This is a genomic window from Bacteroides sp. MSK.20.12 (genome assembly GCF_019052435.1).
In the GTDB taxonomy this organism is placed as follows: domain Bacteria; phylum Bacteroidota; class Bacteroidia; order Bacteroidales; family Bacteroidaceae; genus Bacteroides; species Bacteroides xylanisolvens.
In genome coordinates, this window is sequence record NZ_JAHQVH010000004.1 from 1 (window position 1) to 13,074 (window position 13,074).

Sequence of the window (13,074 nt, forward strand, 5' to 3'; positions counted from 1 at the left end):
TAATGAGTTCGCAGTTCGGGAGTGCCGAAGTCGGGATTTATCCACTGTTCGTTGTTGGTGGAAAGTTCGGGAACGACATAGATTCTGGACTCCCCGATGTTACGCATATACTCGGCAGTCCTTCGGTTGTGCGCCTCGCTCGATGCGATGTTGCAAGGCTTGATGTGTATGCTTGATTTTGTTGCCATAGCTTCTTTTCTTTGTTTACAATTGATTTACTTTGCTCGCTTTCGCAGAGGGGTTCTTAGGGGTAACCCATAAGCGGAGATTGCAAAGAGAGGGTCACTCTTTGCTCGGGGTTCTCAGGGGTGAAACGCCCTGAGTGGGTCATTAGGGCAAAGCCCTAATCCCCTCGGGAGAGCCCACAACTACGAAAGCGGAGCGTGTAGTTATAGTGGGCTATAACCGGAAGCCGTTCTTCTTCTCCGGTGATTGGCTGCGCACCCCTTTGGCGGATTGAACTTGCCTTTTTCTTTCAGCCTGTTCCTGTAAATATTCGTTCAAGTCCTTGCATCCGCTGTAAGTCTGAGAAGCGTCACGGATGTATCGGTCTCTGCCGTATTCCTCACGGATTTGCCGGAGTGCTTCCATTCCTGCATGGTCGTTGTCGAAAAAGCAGTGGATGCGTTCGTAATTGCCCAACGGATAGAGAGCCTTGTTCACATTCGATACGGAATTCAATACGATGTAATCCTGTCCATCCAGCTCCGGATAATTCGGACAGTTCTCTTGTCTCAATGTCAGAAAGGAGAGGTAGTCCATAAATCCCTCGAACACATAACAGGTGTTCCTCGCTTTTCCCGACTGCCTGATGTGGGAGATTTCCTTTGGGGCGATGCAGCCCTTGAAATAGCGGTTGCGGATTTCATATCCACCCGAACCATTGGGAAAGGCGATGGCAAAGTACCGCTTGCCGTTGTGAGTGAAACGTGCTTCACTACATTCTCTTTTCGCCAGTTCTATGTTAATTCCTCTACCTTGTAAGTAGGCAAGCAGGGTAGGAGATGACAGCGGAACAATCTCCAACTGTTGGAAGCTCGGCTCGGAAGAGTTTTGCTTTCCAAAAGAGAAAGATACCGGGCGCACGTGCGGTGTCTGCTCTGCTATCCGTTTCAAGATGTAAGGTACATGGTCGGTAGCGTACAGGTGTGCAGCCAGTTCTATGATGCCACCACCTTTACCCAAACCGAAGTCATACCATTGTTCACGTTCGGTATTTACCTTGAACGAGGCTTCGGCTTCTTCCCTTAACGGTGATTTATACCACAGATTGACACCTTGTTGCTTGATGGGAGAATATCCTAAACTATGCAGATAATCCGCTATTCTGATTTGCTTGGCTGTCTGTATATCCATAAAATGATTGTTTTAGTAGTTGGTGAATTGGTTTATTTTTCTTTTTGCCCGTACCTTTTTAGGAAGTACGGTCTATAATCACTTCACTAAATTCTCGTATATATAGGATACGGTAATAAAGTGAAGTGATTTAGTCCCATTCCCCAAGCACTTCACTATATTCCTAATATATACACCCCGAGAATAAAGTGAAGTGATTGCAGGGAAATGGGCTAATAGTGGAAGTCAGGCATGAATGTGTATTTTCTGCCTGTCTCCTGCACTATCATCCGTTTGTTGCGAAGCATGGTGATGAGCGATACCGCCTTTTTATGGTTCAGCTTTACACCCACTGACATATAGGTCTTGATTAAGGCATCTTCCAGTTCCTTGTAGCCGTATTCCTCTTTCAGCCCGAAAACGGCTTCCAATGCGATACGGTGCTGCTGCTCGGTGATATGCCTGTAAGGGTCGAACTTCTCTTCTTCGGGTCTTCCCGGCTTCTTTGTTTCAGGTTTGTATCCCTCAATGAGTTCGGGAAGGGCTTTGTCGTTGATACGGAATGCGAAAGGCTCAAAGTCCATTGCCCGGATGTGAATGGCTGAAACATGGCTGATGTCACCGTTGCCCTTGTCCTTTTCTACCTGCAATACGGTTTCCGCCTTGTTGTTCAACTCCGTACCGATGTGCCCTCTTGCGTTCTCATCCCCTTTGTTCTGATGCAGTATCGTATGGATATGTATCTGCTTGTCGTCCGTCCACTGCATCAGCTTGGATATGATGCGTGTTGATTCACCGGGGCTGTTGATGTCATACACCATATCCCGTATGCCGTCTATAATTACAAGACCGATTTCGGGTGTATTGTAAATAGCCTGTTCCACAATCCTGATACGCTGCTCAGGCGTGTATTTTCTTAAGGCAAGAAATTCAAGATTCTCATTGTCCCTATCATCTGGCAAACCAGCCATTCGCAAAATGCGCGTCATGACTTTCAGACAATGGTAAGGGCTTTGCTCTGTATCAACATAAAGCACTTTCCGCTTATCTTCAGGCAGTTCAGCTACATACCGCAGCACTGTGCCATTCTTCAATGCAGCGGCTACGATAGCCGATACATTGAACGTTTTTTTACTTTTGGCTTTGCCGATGGATGCGCTGAAATTACCCAATGTCCCAATGACAGAATCATGTACTTTAAGGATTTCAGGTGCTTTCTCATAACTTTTCGACAAGCTCAAACGTGAGGCTTGCCAAAGGATTATGGCTTCTTCAGCCGATATTTCCTTAGTCTCTTTCATATAGTCCATAGCCATGCCTCCCGTTATTTCCGTCCTCCTGTTTTCTTTCCAGCCAGTTCAAGGGCAAGCTCAACATTCACGATAATCTTACGTCCTATCTGAGTGATTGCCTTGTCAATCTTTCCGCTTTTCTTGATACGGTTGGCGGTGGGTAGGCTGCACCCGAACAGTTTGGCTATGCCCAGTATTCCGTACACATATTTTCTTTCTGTGTCTGTAACGGGCTGTGGCTGCGTTTCCGTTTGACGGGAAGCGTGCTTGCTTAGGAATATGAACTCTTCACCTGTCATCTGCCAGACGGGTTTTGATAATAATTCTTGAAGATTTTTCATCGTTCAATCTATTTAGTCGTTTAACAATCAGCCCTGCGCACTGGCTGTTATCTCTGTTCTCGAACGATGCAAAATTAGGTAGGGTTGTAAGTGGTAAGGATGTGGTTGATACAAATGGAATATCTTGTTATTTATCTGAATATCAGATAATAAAAATACCACTCAAAAATTTAATTTGAGTGGTAAAAGTGGTTGTTTTGTAAAATGTCAGGGCATATCACAGATTATCGGAATATTGCGTCCATTTCTTTGGCAAATTTCCGGTTGCTGTCACTGGGGAAATCGGAAACAGGCTCTTTGTACTTTGACTTGTAGTAGCTTTCCTCAATATCCAATATTTTCAGGATATTCCTCTTCCAATTCTCCCTGTCCTGTTTGGGCAGTTTTTCGCTCATCAGGAATATCAGATAGCAGGTACGTATTTTTTCTCTCGGTCTGATTTGGGGTTTGGTGTCGCTTGGTAGCAGGTTCATGCAGGTATAGAAATTATGTTCGGAAATATTCTCGAACTGTTCTCCCACGCAGGTTACATGAATGAGCGAAAGCAGTTCCATATTGAAATACTCAGTCTGTTTCGTTCCCAGCACTTCTTCCTGTATGTTGGGGGCGTTTGGTTCTTGTTTGGCTGGCTCTTCCGGCTCGTTTGTTTCATCAAATACATATTTCGCCAATGTCTCTTTGAGGTGGCAGCCCAGCCGATAGATTTCATTGAAACGGCTTTCTGCATATTGCAGGGCTTTCTCTCTGGTCTGTTTTTGCAGATCGTAGAGTTCGGTCAGCTTGTTTTTTTCCTCCTCGTATTCAGCCTTGAACCGTTCATATTCCATTTCCGCACGCTTTTCATCCTCTGCGGTGTGTTCCCGATAACCTATGGAATCGTATCGGTGGTATGCTTCGTTTAGCGGAGCATGGAGCTTGGTCGTCTTGTATTGCTGTTCTTCTATGGCTTCTTTATAGATTTCTGAAACTCGGAAGCAGATATTGTAAACGGTCTGTTCATCCGGCATACATCCTTTCTTGTAATAACTTATGTTTTCGCATACTTCCTTTTTCAGGCTGTTCAGAATCAGTGTGTATTGCTCCTGTGGAAGATGAAATACCAGTTCAAGAATGGCTGTTTCAAGAACCGTTACATCATTGTAGTCCAGATAGAACTTGGTAATGAATTTCTGCTTTTCAAAAGAGAAACCTTTATTATCAGACCAGTCTTTGTATATTCTGTTCAATTCTCCGTATCGGGGAATCAGCGTTGTAATTACATCTTTCATGGACGCAACTATTTTTGAGTGTTATTGTCTTTGTCAAGGAAAGAAGCCAGTTCTTCTTCCACTTCTTCCACGCTGGGCAACGCTGATTTCAGTTTCTCGGGAATCACTTTGCTCAATTGATAATCGCTGATGCCGATGGGCTGGTCGTAGCCTGTCAATGCGTATTGTGCCACAACTTCGTCTTTTCCCTTGCATAGCAACAACCCGATAGTCTTGTTGTCATTCTCTCCCCTCAGTTTATCATCCACCACATTGATGTAAAAGTTGAGTTGTCCGGCATATTCCGGCTTGAAAGGAGTGGCTTTCAATTCTATGACAATATATGCGTGCAACGGAATGGAATATAGAATCAGGTCGGCAAAGAAATCGCTGTTTCCTACTTGGAAGTGCTTCTGCCGGGCAACGAAGGCAAAACCGTTGCCCATTTCTTATGCCAACAAATTTATTATGCAAAGTGACTTAAACTAAATCACAGCTACAAAAGTAATTATAAAAAGATTTATCTCCATCACTTTGCATAATATTTTCATCAGAAAGACTTTAAAAAATCCATTAACTTTTCATTTCCTTGCCACATAGGTTTAGTATCCACCTCCTGAACAACTTTAATATAAGCTTTTTCTATAGCCTCCCGTTTCACTTTTGAGTCCGCTCTTGCATAAATTTCTGTAGTTTGCACATTCACGTGCCCCAAAATATCTCTAATATAAACTAAGTTAACCCCAGCTTGTAACAGATGCATTGCCTTACTATGCCTAAGACTATGACAGCTTATTTTCCCCTTCATTAACGTGGGATGAAGTAGCTTTGCCTTTTTGATGTATCTATCCAGTATATTCGCCACCCCTGCTCTTGTCAGCTTTTCGCCCCAACAGTTTGTAAATAGCGGATGTTGTAGACATTCTGATCTCAACAATCCATTCTCTTTCATATATATTTTCAGTATATCCAACTGTTCTTCAAGCATTGGTACAACTCTATTTTTATTCCCTTTTCCCGTGATTATTACAGTATATGGTTCATCTAATCGAACACATTGCGGAGTTAGGCTTATTACTTCTGACACTCTACACGCTGTATCATACATAAGTGACAATAACGCCAGATCCCTACGACCTTTAGGTTTGGTCGTATCTGGTTGTTGCAGAAGAATCTTCATCTCTTCTACCGTTAGATAGTTCATAATAGGCTTGACACTCTTTTTATTATTTATAGCCATTATTTCTTGATATTCGTATAGATGGTCTGAACTCTGATATTGGAGGTACTTAAAAAATGATTGTATGGCAGCAAGGCGAAGATTACGTGTTGATGTACAGCAACTTCTTTTTGTTTCCAACCAATCAAGGAAGGACAAGATATTCTCTTTTGTTATACTTTCCATTGTCAGTTTTTCAGCTTTTACACCTTTACTTTCCATGTATACCAGATATAAGGTAAATGTGTCCCTGTATGAATGGATCGTATTAGTACTTGCTCCTCTTTCATGGGGCAAATACCGGAGAAGGAAGTCTGTTAGATATTTTGAAAAATTTGTAGGTTTCATAAATGTCACATTTTAGGGAAAATATCAAAACCAATGATATCTATTTTTCTAATTAATTCGGGATACATCTCTGACGTAAGCCGAACATAGTTATTCGTCGCCCGCAAAGATTGATGTCCAAGGTAAGTTGATAGGATCGGCAAAGAACAATATAAATCCATACCTTCTTCAGCCATTTTAGCAAGAGAGTGAACGGCAAATGTATGTCTCAAGTCATGCAGACGTATGCGGTCTTTGGGAATGTTTGCTTGAATGAGTATTTTGCAAAATCGACGATATATGCTATCCCTGTCACAAGCCCTTCCTTTAAGTGTGATAAAAAAGGGAGTAGTATCTGATATCTTTACGGGTAATATGTTTCTATGTACAACATAATCTTTAAGAACCTCTGCTAAAGAAGTGGAAAATGGGACAATCCTGTCTTTGCCGTTTTTTGTATCTCGTAAAATGAAGTATTCTTCCTCAAGATTAATATCTTCATTGAGCAGAGACAAGGCTTCACCTATGCGTATTCCTGTTCCGTATAACATGCGAAGCAGTGAAGGCATTATAAAAAAAGAGGATCTCATATCATTATTTCCACTTTGCATATTATCACATGTCGTAAAAATTCGTTCTATCTCTTTTGATGAAAAGATATGAGGGATAAAGGTATTTCTCAATGACGGGGTTCTTGGTATATATGAGCGGATTCCTTTTTTGTTAAGAAACGAAGAGAAAGCACCTAAAATATAGCACCTACGATAATGGTAACTATTGGATTCATTGTCACGTTCCTTGCACCATGCATCTGACAACTCCTTGGTAATACCTATTGCAGTCTCATTTCTTTCAATAGTAAATCTATCAAATAAAGTCAGGACAAACTCTCCCCCAATATACTTAAATCCCATACTGCGCTTCAAGCTCACAAACTCTCTTATCAATGAGGCGTAAATGCCTTTAAAATTTCTATTCATAAAAATAGCCTCCTTTCTGGGTATAAAAGTTTTCACATACAGGTGATACATCAAGGGAGCATTTTTTCAGTGATTGGATATCTATTCTTAGATAATAACTTGTTGATTCCGTGTTCTCATGCCCTAAAACTTCGCTTATAACAGGGAGCTTTACCTGCTCTTCTAAAAGAAGTGTCGCTAAGGAATGTCGAAGGGCATGTGCGCCATGATGCTTGTTCTTTATATTTACGTTGGCTTTAAGAAAATATTTCTTGGCTATCTGGGATATGACCGGTTGGTTTATGTGAGTATAGGGAGAACGTGCCAAGAGAAATATATATGATGACTGGGACTTTGGACGTCCATACCGTAGATATTCAATAATAGCATTGCCTATTTCCGGTAGAAGTGGCAGTTCTAATTCCTTATTTGTTTTATGCTGGATTAAACGTATGGCATTATCCTCCCACAATATATTTTCAAACTTTAAATTTGCTATATCAGAAGCCCTCAAACCAAGCATTGTGGCTAATAGAATAATTGAGTAATTACGTTTTCCTGTAGTCGTACTTCTATCCACAGAAGACACTATCTTTTTTATTTCTTCAGAAGTGTAAGCTGACGGTAGCTTAGGCTGTTTCTTATAATTATCTTTTGGAATAAATGCCGCTAAATCCATATCTATAATTTTGTGTTCATATAGATATCGGAAAAAGTTACGTAGAATATGGATGGATATACTTGCTACAGATTTATATTTAGTACCAATGGTATTAAGATATTTAATGATGTGGGTAATCTCAACTTGTTCTATGGAGGCTACTTTTGCAGATGTTAGAAAATCAAGGAAACGATGGAATATTTGTTTGTGATTGTAGATAGTGTGTCCGGACAAGCGTTCTTGACTTCGAGATAATATATATTGCATCATCAAACTGCCAATCTCTCCTTTCAATTCTACCGGAACTTTTCTTGGAATAACTTGGCCTGTAATGAGGTAATTTTTCAGGAGTAAGATAGCGGATAAAAATTTCTTGTCACCAGATTTTAATGAAGTTAAATCTTTAGAACCATAAAGAGAAGATAAAAAATCATCGCAGACTTTAGGGGTGAGGGAATGCAAATCATTGTTCTCCATGAACTGCCTTAATTGATTCCATTTCCATGCATAGCCTTCCAATGTACTATCTGTACGAGAAAAATCCTCTTTTAAGATTTTCAGCATAGAGGATGTGACTGCTTCAAAAGTTGTTGAGTGATCATTCATACGTCATTAATTTAAGTTGTGGCAATATCACCGCACTTAAATTAATGAAATTCTTATGTAAAGAAATAAATGATTATATTTTTATAATTACTTTTGTAGCTGCGATTTAGTTTAAGTCACTTTGCATAATAAATTTGTTGGCATAAGAACTTTTATGTAAAGGTTTGCATAACATTTCCAACAGGTAGCGGGTAACGTGTTTCACCAGCTGTTCTTCAATATCCCTTTCGTCTGCTTTTTCTTTGGCTCCTGCCAAATCAAAGATGTACGGATCTTTGAGTAGGTAATTGGCAAGGTCGCTTTGTGGAGCCGGAAGTGTGGTCGTGAAATTGTTTACCTTGTTGTTGCTGATTTGTCGGCTGTACAAATCACTGTCAATCTGTAATTTCAATACATTGCTGCTCCATCCCATTTCTATGGACTGCTTCGTGTACCAGTAGCTTAGACCTAAAGGTAGCGAACTGTCAAGTATAGTCATTTGGCTTGTCCAGTTTATTTTGGCTATAGGAGAGGTCAAGAAAATTTCTTCTATTTCCCTGATTCCCATCCTGTAAATGGCAGAAACGGTTTTTCCCACATCTTCAAATTGCGCAGGAACCTCCTGCGTAATTGCTAACGATTGACAATCAATAGATTGTATTTGCGCAGTAAGTTCCTGCGTAAATTGCTTGTCATTCAGTTTCAATACTTCATTGGTCACACTCTGTATGGTTGGGACAGACAGTCTTGCATCCGTTTCTATGAAACTTTGCAACGCTCTTAAAGGATATGCCTTTGCAAACTGACACATATAGGTAAGGTTGCGTTCCGAATAGCCTTTCTTTTCAGGGTAATGCAGTCGGATAGCCTTTGCCAACTGCTTGATGATTTTGCTTCCCCATCCGTGCAGCTGCTGGTGATAAAGGATGTAATTGCCTACCTTCCAGTAATGGAACAGCATTTGTGCATTGGCTGCAACAATCAGCCTTACTTGTGCCTGTTCTATTTCCGAACCGACCGCTTGAATGAATGCATCAAAATTCGTTTTCTCTATATTGGATTCCTTGTTGCTCATATTGTGATGATAATTTCTACAAATATAGTCATTGGTAACTATCTATGAAACTGTTTGATACTTTTATAGTTGATTAAATTTGTTCATGGCGTTTGCCTTAATATCATCCGCTATGTCAATGTAGGGTTTCATAGCCTTGTAGTCGCTGTGGCCCGTCCATTTCATGACCACCTGTGCCGGGATTCCAAGAGCCAGCGCATTGCAGATGAATGTCCTTCTTCCGGCATGGGTGCTTAACAAAGCGTACTTGGGTGTGACTTCATCTATACGTTCATTCCCCTTGTAGTAGGTTTCCCGTACAGGCTCGTTGATTTCCGCCAGCTCACCCAGTTCTTTCAGATAATCATTCATCTTCTGATTGCTGATGACGGGCAATGCCATGTGATTCTCGAAATGAACATCCTTGTATTTTTCAAGAATGGCTTTGCTGTGGTCGTTCAGTTCGATTATCAGGCTGTCCGCTGTCTTGACTGTGGTAACTTCAATGTGGTCGGGTTTCACATCGCTTCTTTTCAGATTGCGAACATCCGAATATCGTAAACTCGTAAAACAGCAGAACAAGAAAACATCCCTGACACGTTCCAAATACTGTTTGTCATGCGGTATCTGGTAGTCTTTCAGCTTGTTCAGTTCATCCCAAGTCAGGAAGATTACTTTTTTCGAGGTGGTTTTCAGTTTCGGTTTGAATGTATCGTATGCAATGTTCTGATGATGTCCTTTCTTGAAGCTCCAGCGCAGGAACCATTTGAGGAATCCCATTTGCTTGCCGATGGTGCTGTTTCTCATATCCTTGGTATCACGTAGGAAGTTGACGTATTCGTTCAATCCAAACTCGTCGAAATAGTTAAACGTTGCATCCTCCTTGAACTCTTTGAGGTGGTTCCTCACTGCTGCAAATTTTTCATAGGTGGATGCCGTCCAGTTATTCTGGTTACCGCACTCTTTTACAAACTCATCGAACACCTCCCAAAAGCTGACAGGGGCTTCTTCCGGCTGTTCTTCGCTGGTGTCTTTCATTCTCATGTTGAAAGCTTCCTTCAACTGTTGGGTCGTTGGCATGACCTCCTGTACCTCAAATTCTTTGAAAATATTCTGGATTTCGGCATAGTATTTCAGCAAGTCCGTATTGATTTCGGCTGCACTTTGCTTTAGCTTGTTGGTACATCCGTTCTTTACCCGCTGCTTGTCTGCATCCCATTTGGCTACGTCAATCCGGTAGCCCGTTGTAAACTCGATGCGTTGGCTGGCAAAGATGACACGCATACGGATGGGTACGTTCTCTACGATTGGCACACCGTTCTTTTTCCGGCTCTCCAATGCAAAAATGATGTTGCGTTTGATATTCATAATTGGGTGCGTTTGAAATTCTACACCCAAATATACACCCAATTATTGAGATAGCAAAAGACATTTAGAAACATTTAGTTTTACTCTATATTGTAATTTACACTTGATTATCAGTTGTTTGCAGTTTTATGATATTCTGTGAAAGTATAAGTTCGAGAGCCTGTCTCTCCGCTAAGAATAGCAGCTTTTAAGCTGCTATTTCTTTTGTGGAAAATATATTTCCATTGTCTGTTTCCTTATTGGAAAATAAGGAGAGGTGCTCGAGTGGTTGAAGAGGCACGCCTGGAAAGCGTGTATACGCCAAAAGTGTATCACGAGTTCGAATCTCGTTCTCTCCGCTTTTTTGTTTGTTGTTAAAAAAATGTTTGAAAGCGGCTGCCTTGATTTTTCAAAGCAGCCACTTTTTATTCCGGACATTTATTCCAACTCCTCGATAATCTTCTTCACATCTATCGGTTGCAATCTTCCGTACACTTTCTCGCCAATCATCACTACCGGAGCCAGTCCGCAGGCACCTACGCAGCGCAGGCAGTCCAATGAGAATTTTCCATCCGGTGTAGTTTCGCCGACTTCGATGCCTAGTACGCGTTTGAATTCTTCGAGCAACTTCTCGGAGCCGCGCACGTAACATGCCGTACCCATGCAGACGGAGATGGGATGTTTCCCTTTCGGGGTCATGGTGAAGAAGGTATAGAAGGTGACCACTCCATATACTTTCGATACGGGGATATTGAGTTTGGAAGCGATGATGCGTTGCATCTCTTCGGGCAGGTAGCCGTGCAGGTGTTGCGCTTCGTGCAAAATATTGATTAGTTCGCCCGGGTTGTTTCCGTGCTTGTCGCAAATCGTTCGGACTTGTTCTGCCACATCGCAGGCTAGTTTTATATCTGACATAATACTCTTCGTTTAAAGTTAATCCATAGATTTGTTGAAATAGTGCGTGTGCAATAGCGTTTCCGATATCTCGCCCAGTGGTTTGCCGAGATATTCTTCGTACAAGGTCTTGATGTACGGATTCTCGTGTGATTTGCGCAAAGGTTTATTGGCGTCTTCGCGGTAGAGTGCGTTGGCGCGTGCATACAATATTTCCGAGTTGCCATGATGTAACGGTTGTCCGCCTCCTCCGATGCAACCTCCGGGGCAAGCCATAATTTCGATTACATGATATTCGTTGTGCCCGTTTCGTATATCTTCCAGTAGATGGCGGGCGTTGCCTAGTCCGTGTGCGATGCCTACTTTTAATTCAAATCCGTTTAGGTTAATGGTAGCACGCCGGACACCGTTAAGTCCGCGTACTTGCTCGAAGTTTACATTTTTCAGAGATTCTCCGGTATAGATTTCATAAACAGAACGGAGGGCGGCTTCCATTACACCACCTGTTGTACCGAAAATAACGCCGGCACCGGTCGACTCACCCATAGGGTTGTCAAACGGACTGTCTAATACCAGCGGGAAGCCGATATTGGCGCGTTTAATCAGTCGTGCCAGTTCGCGGGTGGAAATAGAATAATCTACGTCGGGAATACCGTTCACTTTAAATTCATCGCGGGCACATTCATACTTCTTTGCCAGACAGGGCATGATGGATACGACTACCAGCTTTTCTCTGGGAATTCCCATCTTTTCCGCCCAATAGGATTTGGCGATAGAACCGAACATTTGTTGCGGTGAACGGGCGGTGGATGGAATGTCCAGCATATCCGGGAAGTGATGTTCGAAGAAGTTTACCCATGCCGGACAGCAGGAGGTCAGGATAGGTAACCGTACGGACTTATCTCCGTTGAGATAGCGCGTCAGACGGTTTAGTATTTCCGATCCTTCTTCCATGATGGTGAGGTCGGCGGCAAAGTCAGTATCGAATACATAGTCGAATCCCAGTTCACGCAGGGCATAAACCATTTTTCCGGTTACCAGTGTGCCGGGAGGAAAACCGAATTCTTCACCCAGGGCAGCACGTACGGCAGGGGCTGTTTGCACAATCACCACTTTATCCGGGTTGGCTAAGTCGTCGAGCAGACGGTTCGTATAATCGCGTTCGGTCAGTGCACCCACCGGACAGACAGCTACGCATTGTCCGCAATAGGTACATTCGCTTTCCGTCATCATCCGGTCAAAGGCAGGGGCTATCGTCGTGTTGAATCCGCGACGGATGGCACCGAGCGCACCGACTGTCTGAACATCGTTGCAGACACTTTCGCAGCGGCGACAGAAAATACATTTATCCATGTTGCGCACGATGGAGGCAGTGATTTCCCGCTTGCGGGGAGAGAGCTCGCCTCCATTGAAAGGCATTTCGCGGATATTAAAGCGTAGCGCTAATGTCTGAAGTTCGCAATTGCCACATTTGGGGCAGGTGAGACAGTCGTTGGGATGATCCGACAGGATAAGTTCGGCTACCACTTTGCGTGCGTTCATCACACGTAGCGTACTGGTTTTCACTATCATTCCTTCCGTGCAACGGGTAGCGCAGGCAGGAGCTAGATTGCGGCGTCCTATTACCTCGACTACGCAGATGCGGCAGGAAGCAGGATTGTTCTTTATGCAGGTGCCTTTCAGGTCGATGTGACACAAAGTAGGTATGTTGATGCCGATTTTCGTGGCAGCTTCAAGGATGGTACTTCCTTCGGGGACGGTGATGAAATGACCGTCTATCTGGAGGGTGATTTGTTTATCTTCCATAGTAATC

Annotated in this window: 10 protein-coding genes, 1 tRNA gene and 3 pseudogenes; 1 reads left to right on the forward strand and 13 read right to left on the reverse strand. The window is 42.6% G+C overall.

Features of this window, described 5'->3' with window-relative positions; genetic code table 11:
* The 11 genes and pseudogenes from KTR06_RS03095 to KTR06_RS03145 form a co-directional block, all read right to left on the reverse strand.
* Window positions 1-188, reverse strand: a pseudogene (locus KTR06_RS03095) (mobilization protein); the annotation flags it as partial.
* Window positions 189-399: 211 nt separating this feature from the next.
* Entirely contained in the window at window positions 400-1,356 is a 957-nt protein-coding gene (locus KTR06_RS03100) for a toprim domain-containing protein (RefSeq protein WP_005924026.1), read from the reverse strand.
* 212 nt (window positions 1,357-1,568) lie between these two features.
* Complete coding sequence (locus KTR06_RS03105; RefSeq protein ID WP_117853858.1) at window positions 1,569-2,645, reverse strand: AAA family ATPase; 1,077 nt, start codon at window positions 2,643-2,645, stop codon at window positions 1,569-1,571.
* Between the two features lie 14 nt (window positions 2,646-2,659).
* The gene (locus tag KTR06_RS03110) at window positions 2,660-2,968 is read right to left on the reverse strand and encodes a DUF3853 family protein (protein WP_117677823.1); all 309 of its coding nucleotides are present in this window, start codon (window positions 2,966-2,968) and stop codon (window positions 2,660-2,662) included.
* A gap of 224 nt (window positions 2,969-3,192) precedes the next feature.
* Complete coding sequence (locus tag KTR06_RS03115; RefSeq protein ID WP_117853853.1) at window positions 3,193-4,236, reverse strand: hypothetical protein; 1,044 nt, start codon at window positions 4,234-4,236, stop codon at window positions 3,193-3,195.
* Between the two features lie 8 nt (window positions 4,237-4,244).
* Window positions 4,245-4,664: pseudogene (locus tag KTR06_RS03120) on the reverse strand (PDDEXK nuclease domain-containing protein); the annotation flags it as partial.
* A gap of 101 nt (window positions 4,665-4,765) precedes the next feature.
* On the reverse strand, window positions 4,766-5,782 hold the full coding sequence (locus KTR06_RS03125; protein ID WP_008024684.1) for a site-specific integrase: 1,017 nt from the start codon (window positions 5,780-5,782) through the stop codon (window positions 4,766-4,768).
* A 5-nt stretch (window positions 5,783-5,787) separates the two neighbouring features.
* Entirely contained in the window at window positions 5,788-6,741 is a 954-nt protein-coding gene (locus KTR06_RS03130; protein ID WP_254306391.1) for a tyrosine-type recombinase/integrase, read from the reverse strand.
* A complete protein-coding gene (locus KTR06_RS03135; protein ID WP_008024682.1) occupies window positions 6,734-7,987 on the reverse strand; it encodes a site-specific integrase in 1,254 nt (417 codons plus the stop codon). Before KTR06_RS03135 ends, KTR06_RS03130 begins: the two co-directional genes overlap by 8 nt.
* Before the next feature lie 172 nt (window positions 7,988-8,159).
* A pseudogene (locus KTR06_RS03140) lies at window positions 8,160-9,041 on the reverse strand (DUF1016 N-terminal domain-containing protein); the annotation flags it as partial.
* Window positions 9,042-9,104: 63 nt separating this feature from the next.
* Entirely contained in the window at window positions 9,105-10,388 is a 1,284-nt protein-coding gene (locus KTR06_RS03145; protein WP_117588494.1) for a site-specific integrase, read from the reverse strand.
* Window positions 10,389-10,638: 250 nt separating this feature from the next.
* On the opposite strand from KTR06_RS03145, the gene KTR06_RS03150 reads away from it, so the two are divergent.
* Window positions 10,639-10,726, forward strand: a tRNA-Ser gene (locus tag KTR06_RS03150).
* 79 nt (window positions 10,727-10,805) lie between these two features.
* On the opposite strand, the gene nuoE is transcribed toward KTR06_RS03150, so the two are convergent.
* Window positions 10,806-11,282 (reverse strand): NADH-quinone oxidoreductase subunit NuoE, encoded by a 477-nt coding sequence (gene nuoE, locus KTR06_RS03155; protein ID WP_008021615.1) that lies wholly within the window; start codon window positions 11,280-11,282, stop codon window positions 10,806-10,808.
* Between the two features lie 18 nt (window positions 11,283-11,300).
* Window positions 11,301-13,067, reverse strand: a complete 1,767-nt coding sequence (locus KTR06_RS03160) for an NADH-dependent [FeFe] hydrogenase, group A6 (protein ID WP_120143464.1) — start codon at window positions 13,065-13,067, stop codon at window positions 11,301-11,303.
* Window positions 13,068-13,074: the final 7 nt, after the last annotated feature.

Excerpts from the sequence above, each read along its gene's own strand:
- KTR06_RS03145 (WP_117588494.1), bottom strand. The coding sequence starts at position 10,388 with ATGAATATCAAACGCAACATCATTTTTGCATTGGAGAGCCGGAAAAAG.
- KTR06_RS03130 (WP_254306391.1), bottom strand. The coding sequence starts at position 6,741 with ATGAATAGAAATTTTAAAGGCATTTACGCCTCATTGATAAGAGAGTTT.
- KTR06_RS03125 (WP_008024684.1), bottom strand. The coding sequence starts at position 5,782 with ATGAAACCTACAAATTTTTCAAAATATCTAACAGACTTCCTTCTCCGG.
- KTR06_RS03105 (WP_117853858.1), bottom strand. The coding sequence starts at position 2,645 with ATGGACTATATGAAAGAGACTAAGGAAATATCGGCTGAAGAAGCCATA.
- nuoE (WP_008021615.1), bottom strand. The coding sequence starts at position 11,282 with ATGTCAGATATAAAACTAGCCTGCGATGTGGCAGAACAAGTCCGAACG.
- KTR06_RS03110 (WP_117677823.1), bottom strand. The coding sequence starts at position 2,968 with ATGAAAAATCTTCAAGAATTATTATCAAAACCCGTCTGGCAGATGACA.
- KTR06_RS03100 (WP_005924026.1), bottom strand. The coding sequence starts at position 1,356 with ATGGATATACAGACAGCCAAGCAAATCAGAATAGCGGATTATCTGCAT.
- KTR06_RS03115 (WP_117853853.1), bottom strand. The coding sequence starts at position 4,236 with ATGAAAGATGTAATTACAACGCTGATTCCCCGATACGGAGAATTGAAC.
- KTR06_RS03160 (WP_120143464.1), bottom strand. The coding sequence starts at position 13,067 with ATGGAAGATAAACAAATCACCCTCCAGATAGACGGTCATTTCATCACC.
- KTR06_RS03135 (WP_008024682.1), bottom strand. The coding sequence starts at position 7,987 with ATGAATGATCACTCAACAACTTTTGAAGCAGTCACATCCTCTATGCTG.